Below are 21,344 nucleotides of genomic sequence, written 5' to 3'. Positions count from 1 at the left end.
CTGACTTCAAGCGTTATCTTTATTCCGGAGTTACACCGTTCTTTTCCTGTGCACTGGTCCATGCAGCATTCCATTCATCGGCGATTTCTTCCATCGTTTGATTGCCGCCGATGGCTGCTTCTATAATCGAAGCCACATGCGTGGAATCAGAATCCAGAGAAATTTCAGAATCATTGTTGATCTTACCGAACAAGTCTTCTTCTCCGGCAGGAGCAGGATTATCGGTCACCAGCGTGATACTCTGAAAGCTTTCCAGAGAATCCGGATACGCATCGCCCTTTACGATCGGGATACCGCCCTGAGTTTTCGCAAAGCCGGAGGACTCGGTGAGCCACTTGATGTACAGCATCGCTGCCGTTTTTTCTTCGCTGGTACTGTTCACATTGACACCATAGCAATAGTCTGCACTTGCGGAAGCATACTGTTTGCCGTCCACGCTGATCGGGAACGGCATATAGGCGATGTCATCTGCATTGGGACCGCCTGCCTGCATCTGCGGCACTGCCCAACTGCCCAGAACCATGCAGCCAATATTGCCTTCGTTGATCTGTGCCTTACAGCCCTCCCAGTCAGTTGTAGTCGGGTCTTCTTCCGTCAGCCCCTGCTTTACTGCCTCATACAGAGTATCGTATACGGCAAACGGTCCGGTCATATCGTCATGCTTTGCAAACGGATCCTTGGAGTGTACCAGCTTGTTATTTTTGAAATCTGCATCTCCCGTTGCACCGCCGCTGATATAAGCATCCCATGCTGTTAATGTCCAGCCGGCAGCGTAGTTGGTATACAGCGGAATGGCATCGGTTTTTTCCTGAATCAGCTTCAGATCTGCCAGAAATGTTTCCGGATCTGTCGGCAGTTCTGTGATGCCTGCCTTTTCAAAAACCGCTTTATTGTAAACGACACCGCTGACATTGCCCATGGTAGGGATACCGTAGACTTCATTATTAAACATCTGCTTATCTGCAAATTCGTAAGTATCCTTGAAGTCACCGTAGTCACCGATCTTTTCAAAATAATTACTCAGTTCGCTCTTGTCTACCGTAGTTGGAATACAGCAGATGTCACCCCAGTCACCGGAAGACAGCCGTGTTGTAGCATCAGTATCGTAATCGGTAATACCTTCATAGGTAATTGTGATGTTCGGATACATGGCATTGAATTCGCTGATGTAGTCCTGAAAATCGGAATCCACCAGATCGGTGCGGTTGGTCAGGATCTTCAGGTCTGCCTTCAGATCAGTAGCCGTTTCGCCTACCTGCATGTCCTTATAGGCAACGGTCGGCTTTGCGTCTGCGTTTTTGCTGGTTTTGCCGTTGGTGCTTCCACACGCGGTCGCCGCAGCAGTGAGCATGCCTGCCAGTACCAGAGCCAGAATTCTGTGTTTCATAATAAGTTCCTCCATTTCGGTATTGCGTTCTCGTGCCGAATCGCAATTTTATGCTGATTTTTCACGTATAGGTTTCCGGAATCTTTTTTATATTCCGTTTCTTTATGATCCTATCTTACTCTATTTTTACCTAAAAGTCAAGCTAAATTTAAGTTTAAAACAGCTTTTCTGCATTTTCCACAAAAGGATTCTATTCGAATTAGCTATATTCAACAAACATTTCACCGGATTTGTTGTGCAATTCGGTATCGTGATTCGGGATTTCCGATTTTTTTAGCTAAAAAAATAAGTCCGACAGAGAAATTCTCCTCTGTCGGACTGACATATAAGCAAAATTGTTCCTAAAGAAACACCGAGCAAAGCTTGTGCGTAAGATGCGTAGTCAGATTTTTCGACAGATTTCTGGGCAATATGACGAAAAATCTGCACGCAGATTGCGTGCAAAGCCGTCAGGCGGACTTTATGCAGTGTTTCCTGAATGTTTCTGCACGCTTTCCCGAATCACCAGTTTTCCGCTGACGACAATGCGGCGAACTTCGGCTTCGGGCTTCTGGATCCGGCGAATCAGCTGCTGGGCACTGACTTTTGCCATATGATCTACGTCAATGGCGTAAGTCGTCAGCGATGGAACAGCCAGATCTGCCAGAATGTAGTCATCGAATCCCACCACAGAAACGTCCTCCGGCACACGGATCCCATTTTCTTTCAGAGCATTCAGCAGCACATATGCAGTAACATCACAGTTACAGGCAAACGCAGTGGGCAGCTTAGACAGACGTTCCAGAGAAATTGTCACCTTTCCTTCTGCATCACGATCCGGGAGAATACGATCTTCCGTCACAGTCACACTAGCTTCCCGCATGGCACGGCAATAGCCATAATAGCGGTCAGTGATACTGCTGGTGGCATTGACAGAACCCACAAAGACAATATCCCGATGTCCCATTTGCAGCAGATAATCCACCATGGTATACATGCCGTAATAGCCGTCGGAGATCACGGAGTCCCGATGATACCGTGCGTCAAACGCGTCCAGCACTACCAAGGGAATTTCAGTTTCCGCCAGCATATCTCGATAGGCTTTTGAAAAATTGCCCATGACGATCACGCCGTCCACCCGTTCTTCCTGCACCAGCCGCGGCACCTGACAGTTTTGCTCCGCAGTATCGTTCACCACTTCCAGAATGCCGATATGTCCGGTCTGTGCCAGATAAAACAGGATCCGCTCGTACAGACTCCAGTAAAACGACTGTCCTTTTTCAATATATCGATAAGATGTCACAATTCCCAGCGTATAGGTTTTCGCCGCAGCCACCGGCTTGGCTTTCTTGTTCTTGTAACCCATTTCTTCTGCCAGCTGTAGAATTTCCTGCCGCAGCTCCTCGCTGACACCGTCCTTTCCGGCAAGTGCCTTGGAAACTGTTACAATGCTGACATGCAGCCGCTCGGCAATGTCAGACATTCGTACTGCTTTTGCCACGTTTCTCCGCCCTTTCTTTTTGCAAAGTTGCTTTTTTAGCTAATTATACAGTAATTTAAGTAATTTGTCAAGAATTATTTTTCGAACAGCAGACGAATATTTTGGGAAAAGCTGAAAGAACCGCTGTACATTTCTGCACAGCGGTTCTTGTCTGGTGTAAGTGATACGTGAAATTTTACCAAAAAACATATATCTGAAAACATTCGAACACCATTTGCATTTTCTCCAAGCCTATGCTATAATATAGTTGTATTTTATCATTAGGAGAAAAGCTATGGCAGAAATGATATTGGTTGTCGATGATGAAACAGAAATTGCAGAGCTTGTGGAGGTCTACCTGAAAAACGAAGGCTATCTGGTGAAAAAGGCTTCCTGTGCCGCAGAGGCTCTGCATATTGCAGACACCCAGCCCATTGCACTGGCACTGCTGGACGTGATGCTTCCGGATCTGGACGGCTTCACCCTCTGCCGGAAAATTCGGGAAAAGCATTTGTTTCCGTTGATTATGCTGACTGCCAAAACGGAAGATGTGGATAAGATCACAGGGCTGACACTGGGTGCAGACGATTATATCACGAAGCCGTTCAACCCGCTGGAGGTCGTTGCACGCGTCAAGACACAGCTGCGACGATATATCCGGTACAACCAGACTGCACCGGAACCTGCTCCGGCGGCAGTGTACGACTGCGGCGGACTGTACATCGACCATGAAAGCCATACATGCACCCTCTACGGCAAACCGCTTTCGCTGACACCGCTGGAATTCGAGATCCTCTGGTATCTCTGTTCCCGCAAGGGGCATGTGGTTTCTTCCGAAGAACTGTTCGAAGCAGTCTGGGGCGAAAAATATCTGGACAACAACAATACCGTTATGGCACACATTGCCCGCCTGCGGGAAAAAATGGGCGAACTGCCCCGCAAGCCCAAGTGGATCAAAACGGTATGGGGCGTGGGGTACAAGATCGATGAATAAGCAAAACAGCAAACACAAAAAACTGGTACAGTTCTGGCTGTGCGGCATCGGCTTCACCATTGGCATGGTGGTCTTGTTTGGACTAGGGTATATTCTCTGTCATCTGGTCACATGGCAGTCCTACGAAACGCCCTATATCCTGTTGAAAATGGCGGAATTTGGCATCGCACCAGTACTCTTTCTGGCAGGCTGGGGATTTTTGATTTACCGTTTTTTCTTCTATGTCCCCAGAGCAGTTTCTGACCGTTCCCGTGCCATTCGGCGGCTATGGCTGCGAACGGTACTGCTGTTATTTCTGTCGATCGTGCTGTGGCTGGGACTAATGATTCTGCTGCTTGTCGGCATTTCGTCTTTGCTTCGCTGGGATATTGTTTGGAACGGTTCGGCTTCCATGGCATATATCTTGCAGACAATACGTTTTTTGACTCCGTTTCTGGCAATTGTCGGCGTGGTCGTCATTTCGCTGCTGCTTTTTCGAAAGCCGTTCTCCTATTTACAGGAGATCGTACAAGCAGCAGAGCAAATGCAGCAGGAACCGGAAAAACCAATTACCCTTTCCGCACCAGTCAAGACGATTCAGGACGAACTGAACCGCCTGCGGGAATCCTCCAACCAAAACGCACTTGCCGCAAAGGAAGCCGAACAGCGGAAAAATGATCTGATCGTCTATCTGGCACACGACCTGAAAACACCGCTTACCAGTGTGATCGGCTATCTTTCTCTATTGCAGGACGAGCCGGAAATTTCACAGGAACTGCGTGCAAAATATACCGGCATCGCTCTGAACAAGGCACAGCGGCTGGAAGAACTCATTAACCAATTCTTTGAGATCACCCGTTTTCAGCTGACGCATATGGAACTGGAATGGGAAACGATTCACTTTTCCCGTATGCTGGAGCAAACTGCCTTTGAATTTCAGCCGATTCTGGAGGAAAAGCACCTACAGCTGCAAACGGAAATTGCCCCTGATGTGAAACTTACCTGTGATCCGGATAAGCTGGAACGGGTTGTAGACAACTTGATTCGCAACGCTATCAGCTACAGTTATCCCGATACCGCCATTTCACTGGAGATGCACACCACCGAGGAATATGCCGTGCTGACGATCTGCAATACCGGACGCACTATTTCACCGGAAAAGTTAGACCGCATTTTTGAACAGTTCTTCCGCGGGGACAGTTCCCGTGCCACTGCTACCGGCGGGGCTGGATTAGGATTGGCAATTGCCAAGCAGATCACCGAACTGCACGGTGGCACAATAAAAGCAGACAGCCGGAACGAGCAGATTCGATTCACCGTAACGCTCCCGCTTCGTCAGAAAATCGTATGATTTTTTTCAGAAAAAAAACAGAAAGCCATATGCATTTCCGCAGGCACTTCTTTCGCAGATGTGATACAATCAGAAGCGAAAGGAGTGCTTTTTATGACTTCACAAAGACACAGATTTTTTCGTTTTCTGTTTATTCCCCTGCTGATTCTGGCAGTGCTTCTCGGACTGGTGCTGTTCCGACAGCATGCCGGTTTACCTACCAGATTTTCCACGCAAAGCAACACCCCGTGGAATCTGATACTGGTCAACAATGAACACGCCTTGCCCAGAGGATACTCGCCGGAACTGACGACACTTTCCAACGGTGTGCAGGTGGATTCCCGCATCTACCCTGATTTACAGAGTATGTTTGATGACATGCGAACGGAAGGTGTCTACCCTGTTGTCGGCGAGGGTTATCGTTCGGAGCAGCAGCAACAGGAGATGATGCAGGAAAAAATCGATGCCTACCTTGCAGAGGGCTACAGTGAACGCAAAGCACGCAAGGAAGCGGAAAAGTGGGTGGCAAAGCCAAACTACAGCGAGCATCAGCTGGGACTGGCACTGGACATCAACGCCGACAAGAGCCGGTGCGACAACGACACCATTTATCAGTGGCTGTCACAAAACGCCTATCGCTACGGCTTTATTCTGCGGTATCCGGAGGGCAAAGAGGACATTACCGGCATTGACTACGAACCGTGGCACTATCGCTATGTGGGAAAAGAGGCAGCACAGGAAATCCAGTCGGAAAATATTTGCTTGGAGGAATACTTAGAAAAGACATGACTGCTCCGGCAAATCCAGCAAAAGTTTTTCTCTGTTCTCCGATTCCCACAAAAACAATTGACATTTCCAACAAATTGTGCTACAATATAGGCAAAACAGAAATCAGATGCGGAAGCATTCCGCACGCACATGATACAGGGAGGATTTTATGCTGCATCACATTTTTCAGAAATTACTGCTGCCGGCAGCTCTGGCGGGAACCATGCTTGCCGGCACAGCGGCTCCGGCGGTGTCCCTCGCGGCACAGGCTGCCACACAGCCGGACAGCTACCACGACGACTGGCTGCACGTCAACGACAACGCCGAGATCGTAGACAAGGACGGCAATCCGGTCTGGATCACCGGCTGCAACTGGTTCGGCTACAATGTCGGCAGTCAGGTTTTCGACGGGGTATGGTCCCAGAACATGCACGATATGCTCCGGCAGATCGCCGACCACGGATTCAACTTTCTCCGTGTTCCCATGTCTACGGAAATTTTGCTCCAGTGGAAAAACGGCGACCCTGATCCCGCTACCCCCAAGGTCAACCAGTACAGCAATCCGGAACTGACCGAGGAGGGCATCGAGGGCGGCACGATCAAGTACAGCTTCGACATCTGGAACATGGCGGTGAAGTGGTGTCGGGAACTGGGCATCAAGATCATGATCGATATTCACAGTGCGGAAACGGCTTCCGCCGGTCATCAGATCAGCCTGTGGTATACGGACAAATTCAGCACAGAAGACTGGTGCGATGCACTGGCATGGTTTGCAGACTACTATAAAGACGACGACACCATTCTCGCCATTGACTTGAAAAACGAACCCCACGGCACAGCTGATGTAAAAGACCAAATGGCAAAGTGGGACGATTCCACTGATCCTACCAACTGGAAGTACGCCGCAGAAACCTGTGCGGCACGGATACTGGAAAAGAATCCGGAACTGCTGGTCATGGTAGAGGGTACGGAAGTCTACCCCAAAGAGGGCTATGACTGGACTGCTCCGAAAATCGACTACACCACCATGACAGAATATTATTATGGCACATGGTGGGGCGGCAATTTCCGCGGGGCGAAAAAATATCCCATTGATCTGGGCAAATATCAGAGCCAGCTGGTCTATTCCCCTCACGACTACGGTCCGCTGGTATGGGAACAGAAGTGGTTCTATGACGGCTTCACACAGGAAACGCTGCTGAAAGACTGCTGGTATGACAACTGGTTCTTCCTCCAGGATGAGGGCGTGGCTCCCCTGCTGATGGGCGAATGGGGCGGATTTATGGACGGCGGCAAAAACGAGCAGTGGATGACCTATCTCCGCGATTTCATGATCGAAAACCGGATCCACCACACGTTCTGGTGCTTCAACGAAAACTCCGGCGACACCGGCGGACTGGTCTACGACAACTTCGGCAAGTGGGACGAGGAGAAATATGCTCTGGTCAAGCCGGCACTGTGGCAGGACGACAACGGCAAGTTCATCAGTCTGGATCACACAATTGCTCTGGGTGCCAACGGCATTTCCCTTTCCGACTACTACGGCAGCGGAAACAGCAGTACAACAGCACCGGACAGCAAAATAATTGCAGGTGATGTGAACAGTGACAAGCTGGTCAACGGTGTGGATCTGACACTGATGCGGCAGAACATCACCAAATGGCAGAGCACAGAGGATGTGCTGACTGCCAGCCCGCAGGACACCAACGGTAACGGTGTATTCAGCGTAGCGGATATTGTCCTGCTGACACAGTATCTGCTGGGGAAAGATGTCACACTGAAAAGCTACACTTCGTAACAATATCATTCTATAAAAAGCCCCCCTGACTTTCACGGTTTGAACCAGAAAGTCAGGGGGTTTTTATGTACATAATAAAGCTATATCAGACAAACGCTTCCCTGATGCTGTCATAGTGCAGAAAAATACCCTGTGCAGCAATGGCACAAATCTCCTCGGCAGTTGCCAGTGCGAATTCCGTCACCTCGTCCGGCTGTACTTTTACATCTGCTTCGGTAAAATCCAGCACGTACTTGTAAATATCCACAAAGTAATTGTTCTGTTCTTCCGGATTGACACGCTTATAGGAAAACGCATAGCCGCCCTTGGCACCGGTGACATCGATACCAGTTTCCTCCAGAATCTCACGTTTTACGGCATCGGCTCCGTCTTCTCCGGCACGAACACCGCCGCCCGGAACTTCCCACCAGCCGGCAGCCCATTCCTTGTCCAGATTACGGCGTGTAATCAGATATTTGCCGTCCGGACGCTGCAACACTCCCAGCACGGTCAGGTGAAATTCGTCCGGCTTCATGTGCCAGTCATTCCGGTTCATTGTGCGTCCGGTCTTTTGTTTGTTTTCATCGTAAATATCCCACTGTTCCATGGATTTTTGCTCCCTTTTCTTTTTTTGCCTTTTTATTGTAGCATAGTTGAGGGGCGGTTGTCAAGACGAATTTGATGTTTTGTTATTGCATGGAATAAACACTTCGTTCACTTTCCACGCCAAAAGGTATTTTTTCTAATGCAGTCATTACTTGTTCTATCGCTGATCCAGTCCATGTTTGGATATTCCATATGAAAACAGAACTTGCTTGTCATTGTTTTGGAATATAGAAAGTAACTGCAAAACATTTTATTGGGGAAGCAGGTTTTTAACCAATTTTCCAGTGATTCCACAAGCTGAAGTTGCTTTGCAAAATCATTGGAACGCGATAGTTCATACAGATCAAGCATATGATTCTCTGCTTCTTTAGGCAACACTGAATAAAGCTTGTGCGTAAGATGCATCGTCATATTTTTCGGCTTCATAAAAAACGGCTTAAATGCGTCGAATTCCGCATCTAAGCCGTTTTGCATCTGGTCGAGGTGACAGGACTCGAAGATGTGGGATTTTAAGCGAAAATCACGCAAAATAGGGAGATTTTCAAATTTAGTTGGCACTTTGGGTTGGCATATTAGATGGCCAAAGTCTTGCTGAATCACTCATGCTTTATTCCCTCCTGTTATCTATTTCATTGTTTCAACTCTAAATTTCACTTTCTCTTTTCTCAACGATATCAGATAAGTTACAAAGGGTTATATTTTCAGCATTGGCTGCCTCTTCTAAAATCTTATCATCAAAACCAGATTCAGAAAAAAGATAATAATAGAATTCTGATTTTTCCTTTTGAGGTGACAGTTTTGCAATAGTATCCAGATATTCAGAATATCGGAATGGCTTATTTTTAAACTTACATTCTCCGATCAGATACTGCGTTGCGTGTTTGGAAACAGCGAGAATATCAATTTCGGTTTCCTGCACTTCTCTTTTATCATCTTTTCGTCTGACTGTTGTTTTTCCCCACCAACGCCCCATTTGAGAATATCGAAATGGCAGAGCATTGGCTTTTTGCATTTCACGAACATATTCCCGACAGATGTCCTCGAAAACAGATGCTGTAAACTCGTGAAGCTGCGGAGCAATGGCATACTCATAAACACCATCTACATCGCCGCCTTCCAGTTCTGAGTAATTTGTAAAAACAAACGCATACCAAAACCGAAAGAAATTATCTGTCAGATGATAAAGTCCACGATTGGTGTTTGCTTTCTCTTTTATCCCATCAGAAACAGAAAACTCCCGTTCGACAATTTCCAGTTCAATCAGATTTTTCAAATATACACTTGTTTTCGAAGTATCATCCACCAACGATTTCATGCTGATTTCATTGAGTTTGGTATTGCCAAGAGCAACAGCTTCAATGATGGAATTGTATAATGGTGTTTCTCTCAATTCCTGTCGCAAAAGAAATTCCACTTCGCTATACAGTGTACAGCCCTTGGTGAGAATATTTTTCTTGATGTTCTCTGCAAGTGTCAGATCGCTGTCAAATTGTTTCAGATAATGCGGAATACCACCAAGAATCGCATAAGCAAGTACTTTATCCCGATCAGAATAATTCGGAAAGAATTGAATGGCTTCGTAGAATCCCATTTCTTTCATCTTATAAATTCCGGTCGCTCTTCCATAAAGCGGATTCTTTTCTGCAAGAATTTCTTTTTCAATAAAACTCATTGCACTTCCGCATAGAATCAGCATAACGTTCTCGTCTTTTAGGATTTCATCCCATAAATTCTGCAAAATGGACGGTATGCTTGGATTGCCCTTACACATATAAGGAAATTCATCGATTACCACCAGCTTTTTTGCATCACCATACGGCAATTCCGTGATGGCACGAAATGCTTTCTCCCAGTCTGAAAATTCTGTTATATAAGAACGAGCCGGAATATTTTCTCTCAGCAGTTTTTCTGAAAAGTTTTTCAGCTGCATTTTATCTGTGCATTCTCTGCAGGAAAAAAAGATATGCGGTTTTCCTTTACAGAACTGCCGAAGCGTTTCTGTTTTTCCAACACGTCTGCGACCATACAGAACAATCAACTGTCCGTCTTTTTGACGATATTTATTCTCTAAAAATTGTAATTCTGCTTTTCTGCCAATAAACATTGTACTTGCCCCTTTTCTCTAATCGTGATTTAGTAAATCGTGATTTGATATTATTATACCACGGATTTTTGAAAAATGCAAGTGGTGCAGAAAAGTCTAAAATCATCTGAATGATTGTTCCATGTTTGCTTTACTGTATTGAATTAAAGTATCATTTGTTGGTAGGGTGCATTTAGTATAATATAATAAAGATACGCACCCTACAGATGAGGATTTAATATGAGTGATTTTTCTCAGTAAATGTTTCTATATGCTGCCTCTTCCAATGGAACTTGATGTTAAGAATACAAATTTCAGAAAGTGCTTGACTTCATAACAAAAAAGAAAAGACTGTCCCTGCTGACAGACCATGTGCCTCCTAAAGTTTCTCAAACCGTTTTCGGATGGTGTTTAGTACAAATGCAATCCCTTACATCTCACTGTAGTGATATTTTTTCAGTCTCCCACCGACAATTATGCAAATCAAACTCCCAGTCACGCCAAGTATAAACAGCATTAAAGCGGCACCTGAGCCTTTTCCTATGCCGAAAAGTGTTCTTAAAATCGGCAGATCACCATGTCTGACCATAAATGGCTCGCATACGTCATCCACCATAAAACCGCCCAAAAACAGTCCAATCGGGATTGTAAAAAATTGCAGTGTATTTCGGCAGGCATAGACACGTCCTTGTAATTCTACAGGAATCAAACCTCTGAGAATTACCTCCAGATTCGTACTCATAACCGGCACAAAAAGCCATCCGATTGCCTGACCGATACACCATAATACCGGTTCTCTGGAAAATGCCAGGATAAAGTTCTCCGTCCCCATAGCAAACAACATTGTCAGATAGACAATTTTTACCCGATCCTTCGGTTTAGGCAGGGCAGAAACAATTAGACTGCCAACAATCATAGCCGCACCAGAGCAGGAAGTGACGATGCCAAGAACGGTTTGGCTGCCCTTTGGATTTGGGAGAACAAATCCCGGCAGTACGGCGTCAAAAGCAGAAGATACCAAATTGATGCCCGACAAAAACCACAGCAGTGTCAAAATCATAGGATTGCGTTTCAAGAATCCCAGACCTTCTTTTGCAAGACGAAAGACATTTTCGATTCTCTCGCTCCTGCTCTTTGGAATTGAAACAAAAAATAACAGTGCCGTAAATGCAATTATAAAACTTCCGACATCTGCTGCCACGACACCATTCAGCCCCGCAAAAGCGTACAGGGCGGTAGCAATCAAGGGATTTAATATGGAGATCAGTGACCGGGATAGAGAACGAAGTGCACTTGTTTTTTGATAATACTGTTCGGGAATAATCAGTGTCATAGCAACTTCTGAAGCTGGCTGCTGTACCGTGTTCATTAGCCCGGAAATGATGTTCAGGGCATATAAGTGCCATACCATCAGATGATTTGTGCGAAACAAGGCAAACACAGCTATGGTGCAAAGTACAGCAAGCAGGTCACAGACAAGCATGATCTTCTTTTTGTCCAATCGGTCTGTCAGCACTCCTGCAAAGATGCTCATCAATACATAGGGTGTATAAGAGCATATGGTAAGTGCAGCTGTGCTTAAAGAAGAACCCGTAGTCTCGTATAACCATAAGGTAAGTGCAAATGCTGTGATACTGCTACCCAGCTGGGAGACGCTTTGCGTACTCCAGAGAATCAGAAAATTTTTCAGTGGATGTGATTTGTTTTTCATTTATCTTTGCTCCTTTTTCTATAAATGATTGTGCATAACAAAAAGAAGCAAAGTCTGAGGATATCAGCCAAAGGCAATTCCTCCATGCAGTCTCCTCAGACTCTGCATGGAGCAGTTACAATACAAAGTATCATTCTATTTTCCTTTCATAGGTGTGAAAATATACGTATTGCAAAGGATCTGATTTTATTATACTGTGCTTTGGTACCCTTGTCAATGAAACTAAGGTTGTGTTTTTTGCAGGATACTGCACCTATTCATGCTGCTTAATTGCTTTGCACCCTATTTTGTGAAACTAAAGAGTAAATCCAGCAATTCTACATCGCAGAAATTCTTTACCAGTGTGGTCTATCGAAAATCCCTATTCTATATGAAAAAGGTATATTCAAGTATTTCGAGGAAGATGTATGTTATCTGGCGTTTCAGGAGAGTAAGGAAATCAACGTGGATGATATTGAGAAAATCGAGATATCATTGAAACTCTGCGAAATCAAGTTGATTTTTAACTAGTTTTATGGTATAATGGTTACAATAAATATTTGAAAGAAACTGAGGTGATGACTATGGAAAGAAAACCATTGCCAATTGGCATAGAGGATTTCAAACGATTGATCGATGACAAATATTACTTTGTTGACAAAACCTTGATGATAAATGAACTGATCGAAAGTCAGACAATAGTCGGACTTTTTACCAGACCAAGAAGATTCGGCAAGACTTTGAATATGAGCATGATTCAGTGCTTCTTCGAAAAAACAGATGAAAGCAATGCTTATCTTTTTGATGGCCTGAAAATTTCAGAATATCCTGAATGTATGAAATATCAGGGGCAGTACCCGGTCATCAGTATTTCTCTGAAGAGCATGAAGCAAGCGACATTTGAAGAAGCTTTTGCTGTTTTCAAAGACCTCATACGTGCAGAGATACTAAGACATAAAAGCATATTATTTAATAGTGCAGTTATTGAAGAAACAGATTTGGATAAACTGACAAGATTTATTGAATTGAAAGCAGATAAAAGTGATTATAACACTTCAATCGGTTTTCTCTCAACGCTGCTTGCATCTGCATATGGCAAAAAAGTCATCATTTTAATAGATGAATATGACGTTCCGCTTGAAAATGCATTCCATCAGGGATTTTATAATGATATGGTAAATCTGATTCGTTCCGTATTTGAATCAGCACTTAAAACCAATCCTTCCCTTGACCGTGCATTTCTAACAGGATGTCTAAGAGTTTCAAAGGAAAGTATTTTTACAGGACTGAACAACCTTCAGATTTTTTCTATTATGAGTACAAAATTTGATGACAGTTTCGGATTTACACAAAAAGAAATTGACAGTTTGCTTGAATGTTATGGATTGGAAAATAAATCTTCAGACATAAGGCATTGGTATGATGGTTATAAATTTAATGATGTTGAGATATATAATCCATGGAGTGTATTGAATTATCTGTCGGAAGCAACCGATAAAAATTCCATTCCGTGCAAACCATACTGGTCCAATACAAGTTCAAACGAAATTGTAAAACGCCTGATTGAAGAATCTAACGACAGAACGAAAAACACAATAGAAGACCTGATAAACGGAACACCTGTCAAAGCACAGATTTTTGAAGATGTCACATATGGAACAATAGACATTAACAGCGAATATATCTGGAGCTTTCTCCTTTTCACAGGTTACCTAAAAGTAATTTCTTACGAAACAATCGGTGATGAAACTTATTATGAAATGGTGATTCCGAACACTGAAATCAAAAGCATTTACAAAAATACAATTCGTGCATGGTTTACAAAAAAATTAAATGCTGACAGCAGAAAGGATATTCTTGAAGCCATCCTGAATGCAGATGCAGAAAAATTAGAAGATCTTCTCTGTACATGGATGACAGATACGATCAGCTGTTTTGATGAAAGAGAAAATTTTTATCATGGTTTTGTCGCAGGACTTGTTTCAGGATTCAATGGATATGTAGTCGTTTCAAACAGAGAGTCGGGAAACGGGCGTTTTGATCTGGTAGTGAAGCAACGTTCCAAATGGCACTATGCTGCCATACTGGAATTCAAAATCGTTGATAAATTCAACCAAATGCTTAATGCCTGTGATGAGGCATTACAGCAGATCGAAGATAAGGATTATGAAGCATCTTTAAGAGATGAACAATACGAAAATATCGCAAAACTTGGCATATGTTTCTGTCAGAAAAGATGCAGAGTAAAATCCGGCGGTATTGATCGGTTTGAGTATTAACAAAAAGCCATTGAGGAAATTGCTCCTCAGTGGCTTAATTTTTTCCACATAATAAATCCTATACAAGCACCAAGCGTATTATTGAACACATCATCAAACTCACAAAGACCTCTGCCTGTGAAATACTGTGTTATCTCTATTGCTGCTGAAAAGATTAATGCTATAAGAAATATGCTTCCCAGTTTCCGAAACTTTTGGTGCAGGCAAGGTAACAAGAATCCCATAGGCATCAGCATAAGGATATTGCACCCGATCTGCTGTGACCAGTAAAGTTTTCTATCTGTTGTTATGAGTTCCCGCATTTCCCAAAAGGGCATAAGCATTGCTCTGCGTTCGCCCCACTGTCTGTCGATCAGTGTCAGCCATAGAACAATAAATATGTATATCAAAAAGACTGCAATTAGCAGCTTTTTCCGCTTACTCAACGGTCACACTCTTGGCAAGGTTTCTCGGCTTATCCACGTCAAATCCCTTGCCTACGGACACATAGTAAGACAGCAATTGCAGCGGAATTACAGCAAGACTGCCTGCAAAAAGGTTGTCGATTTTCGGGATATACACCGTAAAGTCTGCGACATCTTCCATGTTATAATTGCCGTATGTCGTGAGTCCGAACAGCTTTGCACCACGGCTCTTGACTTCTACCATATTACTGATAGTTTTTTCATAGAGTGCAGATTGTGTTACTACGCTGAATACCACTGTACCGTCCTCGATCAGGCTGATCGGTCCGTGTTTCAGTTCGCCTGCTGCATATGCCTCCGAGTGAACATAGCTGATCTCTTTCAGTTTCAGACTGCCTTCCATACCGATTGCGTAGTCGATGCCACGTCCAATAAAGAATGCGTCCTTGATATTCACTACCTTGGAAGCAAACCATTGCAAACGCTCTTTATCCTCCAGAATCTTTTCGATCTTTTCAGGGATCGTATTGATCTCAGCGATAAGCTCTGCGAATCTCTCTTCTGTGATCTCTCCTCTTGCCTTGGCAAACTGCATGGCAAGCAGGTAGGCTGCAACAAGCTGACAGCTGTATGCCTTGGTTGTGGCAACGGAAATTTCAGGACCTGCAAGAGTATAGAACACGTTATCCGCTTCTCTTGCAATAGAAGAACCAACTACGTTGACAATACCAAGAGTTTTTACGCCCTTTTCTTTGCAAAGACGAAGTGCTGCGAGACTGTCTGCGGTTTCTCCTGACTGGCTGATGATAATGGCAAGACTGTTTTTTGCAAGCTGCATTTCTCTGTATCGGAATTCCGATGCCAGCTCCACACGGACAGACAGAGAGGTCAGCTTTTCCAGAACATACTGTGCCGCCATTCCTACATGATATGCAGAACCACAGGCAATGATATATACCTGCTGAATGTTCTGCATTTCTTCATCTGTCAGGCTCTCAAAATTGATATTTCCGTCCTTCAGGACAGAGTTGATGGTATCCCTGACTACTTTCGGCTGTTCATGTATCTCCTTTAACATGAAATGCTCATATCCGCTTTTTTCTGCCGCCTCTGCGTCCCAGTCGATGGTTTTCATTTCCTTCTGAATCTCTTCACCGTCAAGGTTATAGAAGGTTACTTCTCCCTTGGTCAGCTTTGCAAGCTCAAGATTGCCGATATAGTAGACATTTCTGGTATATTTCAGTATAGCAGGAACGTCAGATGCAAGATAGCTTTCGCCGCCTGTCACACCGATAATCATAGGACTGTCTTTTCTGGCAGCGTAGATCTCACCGGGATAGTCCTTGAACATGACTGCAAGTGCGTAAGAGCCACGGATTCTTACAAGAGCGTGATTCAGAGCATCTACAGGTGTTCCGAGGTACTTCTTGTAGTAATAGTCGATCAGCTTAACTGCCACTTCTGTATCAGTCTGTGACTTGAAGGTATAGCCCTTTTTGACCAGCTTTTCACGAAGTTCCTGATAGTTCTCGATAATGCCGTTATGTACCGCAATAACATTTTCGTCATCGCTGCAATGCGGGTGAGCATTCGTGGCAGACGGTTCACCATGCGTTGCCCAGCGAGTATGACCAATACCACAACTTCCTTTGACTGCCTTGCCGTCATTGGTCATTTCCTTTAGGACTTTCAGCTTTCCCTTTGCTTTGACGATTTCAGGCTCTGCATCGCCGTTTCTGACAGCAATACCGGCTGAATCATAACCTCTGTATTCCAGTTTTGACAGACCGTCCAGAAGAATCGGTGCTGCTTCATTTTTTCCTGTAAACCCAACAATTCCGCACATGTTTTACTCCTTTTAATCTCTTCTGAAAATATCTCTGGTGTAGACCTTTTCTGCTACATCATCAAGACATGGATCATATCTGTTTGCGATAATCGCATCAGACATTTCCTTGAATTTTGCAAGGTCGTTGACAACGACGCTTCCGAAGAATGTTTCGCCGTCTTCTAACGTTGGTTCATAGATGATAACTGTTGCACCTTTAGCTTTTATACGCTTCATAACCCCTTGAATTGAGGACTGGCGGAAGTTATCGCTGTTGGACTTCATCGTCAGACGATAAACACCGATCACTATCTGTTTTTCAGAATCAGCATTCCAGTCGTTGTTCTTGCTGTAATCGTAATATCCGGCATTTTGCAGGTATACTCCGACGACCCGAACGTCTGCACACCATTTTTGGAAGAGCTGGAACATTTGGGAATTTTGTGTCCGGAAGGACCAATGATTCAGAAAACCACATTTCTGGCGTGTGCACTGGGAGAAATGCTGATTGACTTCACCATGCAGGGCAGAAATGAACAGGGACAGCGTGTCTTTGCACAAAATGCCGGCGGTGCTCCGGCAAACGTCATGGCTGCTATGGCAAAGCTGGGGGCAAGAACCGCCTTTATCGGCAAAGCCGGAAATGATATGCACGGCAGATTTCTCAGGGAAACGCTGGAACAGTGTGGAATTGACAGCACTGGTTTTACGCTGAGCAATGATTATTTCACAACACTGGCATTTGTGGACGTCAAGCCGGACGGAGAGCGGGAGTTCTCCTTTGCACGGAATCACGGTGCAGACAAGATGTTGGAAAAGGGTGACGTTCCGCTGGAACTGATCCGCAGCAGCGGGATTCTGCACATCGGCTCGATTTCGCTGACCGATGAGCCAGCTCGCAGCACCACCCTGTTTGCGGTGCAGAAAGCGAAAGAAGCAGGCTGTGTGATCTCTTACGATCCGAATTATCGTGCTTCCCTCTGGAAATCGGAGGAACTTGCCAAAAAGCAAATGCGGAACATGGTGCCGCATGCAGATCTGATGAAGATCTCAGAGGAAGAAACCATGCTGCTCACTGGTGAGAGCAACTATCAGAAAGCTGCGGAAGTCCTGATGCAGGGCGGCGTAAAAATCGTGGTCGTAACACTTGGAAAAACAGGTGCCTACGTCCAAACCAGACAGGGCGGACAGCTGGTAAAGGGTTTCCGGAACAAGGCGGCAGATGCGACTGGTGCAGGCGATGCATTCTGGGGCGGATTTCTGTTTCAGTTCAGCCGCTGCGGAAAAGCACCGGAAGCTGTCACAACAGAAGAAGCAGCAGAGTTTGCAGATTTCGGAAATGCTGTGGCGAGCGTTTGCGTCCAGAAACACGGGGCGATTCCGGCAATGCCGAATATGGCACAGGTCATGGAGCAATTAAAAGAAGAGAGGTTATAAGCATGAATTTGCAGGACAATGCGACCGGATTCCAGCACATAGGATTCCCGACCAACGATTTGCAGGAAACCATTGCTTTTTATGAAAAGCTTGGATTCAGCGTGGCGCTTCGCACCTATAACGAAGAAGCCGGCGAAGCAGTTGCATTTTTGCAGTTGGGAAACCTGATGCTGGAGATCTATGAGAATCATCAGGCATCGATGCAGGCAGGAGCATGGGATCATCTGGCAATCGATGTCAAGGACATCGAAGCCGCCTATGAAGAGATCTGTGCACTTGGACTGAACAACCAGAAAGATATCATTCATTTTCTGCCCTTCTGGGAGCATGGCGTAAAGTTCTTCAAGGTTCTTCAAGATTACAGGGCCGAACTGCGAAGTAATCGAATTTAGTCAGATCCTTTGAGAATTTCATAGAAAGTCGTTTTTAGAGGATAACAAACAGACCTTGGAACAGCAATAAGCTTGCCGTTCCAAGGGCTGTTTTGTGATAGGTAAAGTGATCCTGGATGCTCCAGCTATGTTCGCTAATAAAAAAGTGAGCCAAAATCACATGAAATGATATTTAAATTTTGAGCCACTTTAACTACGAATTAGACGCATTTATTCCGCGGTTTGCTAACAATGAGCCTCTATGACTGTGGCTTTGGGCAGAAGGAGAAAATGACGCAATAGCGCTTCTGCTCGGCAATTAGCCTACCACAGTCATACTCATTGTCAAGTAATTTTCGCGGCATAAACGCTTACGCAGTAGATCAAATGTTTATTAGCAATCACAGTTGTATTTAACAAGTTCATCATAGAATATCACTTCTACTGTATGACCTTTTTGCCTGCTCAAGAATGGCTTTATACTTGCTTTCTCCGCTGTATCCAGGAGACACAATGAGATAATAAGAAATCCTCCATCCCATTTTCACCACATTCAAAATCCAATTCTTCGAGTTTGATCTGCCGTACTGTTTAAGTCAATGTTTTCATCCTCCAGATAATCCTGCACATCCGATCGTATGATCGCAGAATCTGTGATGCCTTCCTCATCCGTCCGAAGATTCTGGTTCATGATCACCTGTTCGAGAATATTCCGAACTGTACGGGCGTTCGCAAAGTTTGGTCTTAGCCTGTCATATTCCACAATATCAAGCACAAGTGCAAGTGCATCGTCATCTATGGTATATTTTTTTCGTTGCAGAAAACGCTGTGCGATCTCGGAAAGCTCTTCCTGCGTATAATCAGGAAACTCAAGCGAAAACTGTATTCTTGAGGAAAATCCCGGATTCGTACTGATAAATGCACCCATTTCATCTTTATAACCGGCAAGAATCACGCAGAACTGTCCGCGCCGATCCTCCATTTGTTTCAAAAGAACTGCAACCGCCTCATCACCATAACCGGCTGTTCCATTGTCTGTACTTTGGGTAAGACTATATGCTTCGTCAATGAACAAGACACCGCCCATGGCATCATTGATCTTATTCAGCGTTTTTGATGCTGTCTCGCCAACATATTTACTGATGAGACCGGAGGAATCGGTTTCCGTGAGTTTGGCCTCCGGCAGCACACCGGCTTCATACAGAATCCGAGATAAGATCCGGGCAACCTCCGTCTTTCCCGTGCCGGGATTGCCGCAAAAACACATATGCAGATTCATATCCGAATCGTCTTTATTGCGCTTGACATATGCTTTGATTTTCTTTACCATGCGTTTCACAGAGCGCAGTCCCACCAGCTGTTCCAACTCATCCTCTGCCGTCAGGATCTTCCTTTCTGTGCCCTCGCCGCTTGTGGGAAGATTGACATGATTTTCCTTGATATAATTGTTCACGTCCACAAGTTCCAGGGTTTTATCCGCAGTCCCTGCACAGCGTACATTCTGACACATAATGACCTGCTCAATGATATTCCGCATCTCACGGGCATTTGCAAAGTTTGGTTCTTTTCGGATATAATCTGTGATATCCAGCATTCTGTCCTTTGCCGCATTACTTGCAGTATATCCTCCGGATTTCAGCATCAGTGCAGCGATCTGCCCCAATTCGTCCCGATTGTAATTTGGAAAATCCAACGTAAATTGGATCCTAGACTGAAATCCCGGGTTAGACGCAAGCATTTCATGCATCTGGTTTTTATATCCTGCAAGAATTACGCAGAATTCACCCCGATAGTCTTCCATTGCCTTTATCAGCGTTGACACTGCCTCATGGCCATAGTCACCGCCTGTGTCTCCCTGCACAAGAGAATACGCCTCATCAATAAACAGCACACCGCCCATTGCCTCTTCAATGACGGCTGCGGTTTTCATTGCCGTCTGTCCGACATAGCCTGCAACAAGACCGCTGCGGTCTGTTTCGACCACCCTGTCTGTGCGGAGAAGGCCATTTTCATGAAGTATCCCTGCAATGATCCGGGCAACTTCCGTTTTGCCCGTTCCCGGATTTCCCAGAAAGCACATATGCAGATTGGGTTTCGCATTTCCCTGATTTGCTATCGCATATGCCTTGATTTTTCGGATGCTTGATTTTATGGTATCCAGTCCAATAAGTGATTCCAGCTTTTTTTCACAGCTGCCGACTACAAGATAGCCTTTTGTTCCGGTCATATAGTGATACATGTCAAGATCAAGCATTTTCTGATAGAGTTCGAAGAGTTCATCTTCCGACTTGTCTTTCAGAAAATCTTCTGCATCGATGATTTCAGCGGCAGCATGAAACTGCCCTGCAAAGATCGAGGATAACCGTTTATTACACGCTTTCGCAGACATTTCTTCATAAACTTTATCGCTGTCAAAGGTGTAGAAATATTTTCTTTTTTTCACCGGAGCAGCTAAGAGTACAAATACCGCATCCCACAGTACTTTCACCATGGCGGTCAGTTCTGTACTGCCATCCTCAAAAATATCAATGATATATTTCTTCTCCAGAACTTTGTCACAGGCAGAGATACGCTCTGCCATCATATCCTTCCAGTTGATCTCTTGCTTTTTTTCCGGAACATGGAATGTTTTGACTTCCGCATCATAGGCACGTCCGTAAATGTTGTTTGCCCGTATAAACTGATAGATCTTATCTGCCATCTGATCGATCTTTTCGAGAAGCTGGTCGGCAATCCCGATGAGATCATGATTAGCACACTCCGTATACTGCACTGTGACAACTGGAAAAGCTGCTTTTTCCGGTTCTGCTTCTATTCCAAGTTCCAAAAGCACACGCTGCAAATATACAGCCGTCTCCTCTGACAGCGTTTCCAGTTCCTTGCATTTTGACGAATAGTTTTTGCAGAAGGTTTCATGGAAATATGAACTGACCCCAAAAAGTTAGACAAAGA

General features: G+C 44.8%; 16 protein-coding genes and 1 pseudogene. 7 read left to right on the top strand and 10 right to left on the bottom strand.

From position 1 onward, the window contains the following. Nucleotides 1-19: 19 nt before the first annotated feature. Nucleotides 20-1,387 carry an ABC transporter substrate-binding protein gene (locus RUMCAL_RS05545; protein WP_040647164.1) on the bottom strand — a complete coding sequence of 456 codons (1,368 nt, stop codon included), beginning with the start codon at nt 1,385-1,387 and terminating at the stop codon, nt 20-22. Between the two features lie 460 nt (nt 1,388-1,847). After that, on the bottom strand, nt 1,848-2,867 hold the full coding sequence (locus RUMCAL_RS05540; RefSeq protein WP_040647162.1) for a LacI family DNA-binding transcriptional regulator: 1,020 nt from the start codon (nt 2,865-2,867) through the stop codon (nt 1,848-1,850). Between the two features lie 274 nt (nt 2,868-3,141). On the opposite strand from RUMCAL_RS05540, the gene vanR reads away from it, so the two are divergent. The 4 genes from vanR (at nt 3,142) to RUMCAL_RS05520 (ending at nt 7,715) form a co-directional block, all read left to right on the top strand. Beyond that, nucleotides 3,142-3,840: a VanR-ABDEGLN family response regulator transcription factor gene (vanR, locus tag RUMCAL_RS05535; RefSeq protein WP_021681639.1), complete on the top strand. Its 699-nt coding sequence runs from the start codon at nt 3,142-3,144 to the stop codon at nt 3,838-3,840. Next, nucleotides 3,833-5,170: a sensor histidine kinase gene (locus RUMCAL_RS05530; RefSeq protein ID WP_021681638.1), complete on the top strand. Its 1,338-nt coding sequence runs from the start codon at nt 3,833-3,835 to the stop codon at nt 5,168-5,170. Before vanR ends, RUMCAL_RS05530 begins: the two co-directional genes overlap by 8 nt. A 93-nt stretch (nt 5,171-5,263) precedes the next feature. After that, nucleotides 5,264-5,938: a M15 family metallopeptidase gene (locus RUMCAL_RS05525; RefSeq protein WP_040647161.1), complete on the top strand. Its 675-nt coding sequence runs from the start codon at nt 5,264-5,266 to the stop codon at nt 5,936-5,938. Between the two features lie 148 nt (nt 5,939-6,086). Continuing rightward, the gene (locus tag RUMCAL_RS05520; RefSeq protein WP_021681636.1) at nt 6,087-7,715 is read left to right on the top strand and encodes a cellulase family glycosylhydrolase; all 1,629 of its coding nucleotides are present in this window, start codon (nt 6,087-6,089) and stop codon (nt 7,713-7,715) included. An 85-nt stretch (nt 7,716-7,800) separates the two neighbouring features. Here the strand turns inward: RUMCAL_RS05520 and RUMCAL_RS05515 are convergent, their stop codons facing one another. The 4 genes from RUMCAL_RS05515 to RUMCAL_RS05500 all read right to left on the bottom strand — a co-directional run bounded on the left by RUMCAL_RS05515 (nt 7,801) and on the right by RUMCAL_RS05500 (nt 12,094). Beyond that, nucleotides 7,801-8,301 carry an NUDIX hydrolase gene (locus RUMCAL_RS05515; protein ID WP_021681635.1) on the bottom strand — a complete coding sequence of 167 codons (501 nt, stop codon included), beginning with the start codon at nt 8,299-8,301 and terminating at the stop codon, nt 7,801-7,803. Between the two features lie 107 nt (nt 8,302-8,408). Next, nucleotides 8,409-8,900: a hypothetical protein gene (locus RUMCAL_RS05510; protein ID WP_021681634.1), complete on the bottom strand. Its 492-nt coding sequence runs from the start codon at nt 8,898-8,900 to the stop codon at nt 8,409-8,411. A gap of 43 nt (nt 8,901-8,943) precedes the next feature. After that, complete coding sequence (locus RUMCAL_RS05505) at nt 8,944-10,404, bottom strand: ATP-binding protein (protein WP_021681633.1); 1,461 nt, start codon at nt 10,402-10,404, stop codon at nt 8,944-8,946. 409 nt (nt 10,405-10,813) lie between these two features. After that, on the bottom strand, nt 10,814-12,094 hold the full coding sequence (locus tag RUMCAL_RS05500; RefSeq protein ID WP_040647159.1) for an MFS transporter: 1,281 nt from the start codon (nt 12,092-12,094) through the stop codon (nt 10,814-10,816). A gap of 563 nt (nt 12,095-12,657) precedes the next feature. Here RUMCAL_RS05500 and RUMCAL_RS05495 point away from each other — a divergent pair. Continuing rightward, the gene (locus RUMCAL_RS05495; RefSeq protein WP_040647178.1) at nt 12,658-14,352 is read left to right on the top strand and encodes an AAA family ATPase; all 1,695 of its coding nucleotides are present in this window, start codon (nt 12,658-12,660) and stop codon (nt 14,350-14,352) included. A gap of 26 nt (nt 14,353-14,378) precedes the next feature. On the opposite strand, the gene RUMCAL_RS14470 is transcribed toward RUMCAL_RS05495, so the two are convergent. The 3 genes and pseudogenes from RUMCAL_RS14470 to RUMCAL_RS05480 form a co-directional block, all read right to left on the bottom strand. Then, the gene (locus tag RUMCAL_RS14470; RefSeq protein ID WP_021681630.1) at nt 14,379-14,777 is read right to left on the bottom strand and encodes a VanZ family protein; all 399 of its coding nucleotides are present in this window, start codon (nt 14,775-14,777) and stop codon (nt 14,379-14,381) included. Continuing rightward, a complete protein-coding gene (glmS, locus tag RUMCAL_RS05485) occupies nt 14,770-16,602 on the bottom strand; it encodes a glutamine--fructose-6-phosphate transaminase (isomerizing) (protein ID WP_021681629.1) in 1,833 nt (610 codons plus the stop codon). Before glmS ends, RUMCAL_RS14470 begins: the two co-directional genes overlap by 8 nt. 12 nt (nt 16,603-16,614) lie before the next feature. Continuing rightward, nucleotides 16,615-16,962, bottom strand: a pseudogene (locus RUMCAL_RS05480) (UDP binding domain-containing protein); the annotation flags it as partial. Between the two features lie 81 nt (nt 16,963-17,043). On the opposite strand from RUMCAL_RS05480, the gene RUMCAL_RS05475 reads away from it, so the two are divergent. Together RUMCAL_RS05475 and RUMCAL_RS05470 are read left to right on the top strand one after the other, a co-directional pair. Beyond that, a complete protein-coding gene (locus tag RUMCAL_RS05475) occupies nt 17,044-18,021 on the top strand; it encodes a carbohydrate kinase family protein (protein WP_021681627.1) in 978 nt (325 codons plus the stop codon). Between the two features lie 2 nt (nt 18,022-18,023). Continuing rightward, nucleotides 18,024-18,413 carry a VOC family protein gene (locus RUMCAL_RS05470; protein WP_021681626.1) on the top strand — a complete coding sequence of 130 codons (390 nt, stop codon included), beginning with the start codon at nt 18,024-18,026 and terminating at the stop codon, nt 18,411-18,413. Nucleotides 18,414-18,945: 532 nt separating this feature from the next. On the opposite strand, the gene RUMCAL_RS05465 is transcribed toward RUMCAL_RS05470, so the two are convergent. Further along, entirely contained in the window at nt 18,946-21,225 is a 2,280-nt protein-coding gene (locus RUMCAL_RS05465) for an AAA family ATPase (RefSeq protein WP_021681625.1), read from the bottom strand. Nucleotides 21,226-21,344 lie beyond the last annotated feature (119 nt).

This window comes from Ruminococcus callidus ATCC 27760 (assembly GCF_000468015.1).
GTDB classification, from domain to species: Bacteria; Bacillota; Clostridia; order Oscillospirales; family Ruminococcaceae; genus Ruminococcus_C; species Ruminococcus_C callidus.
Note: the sequence above shows the minus strand (reverse complement) of the source record. Positions and strands in the feature narration are given on the sequence as shown.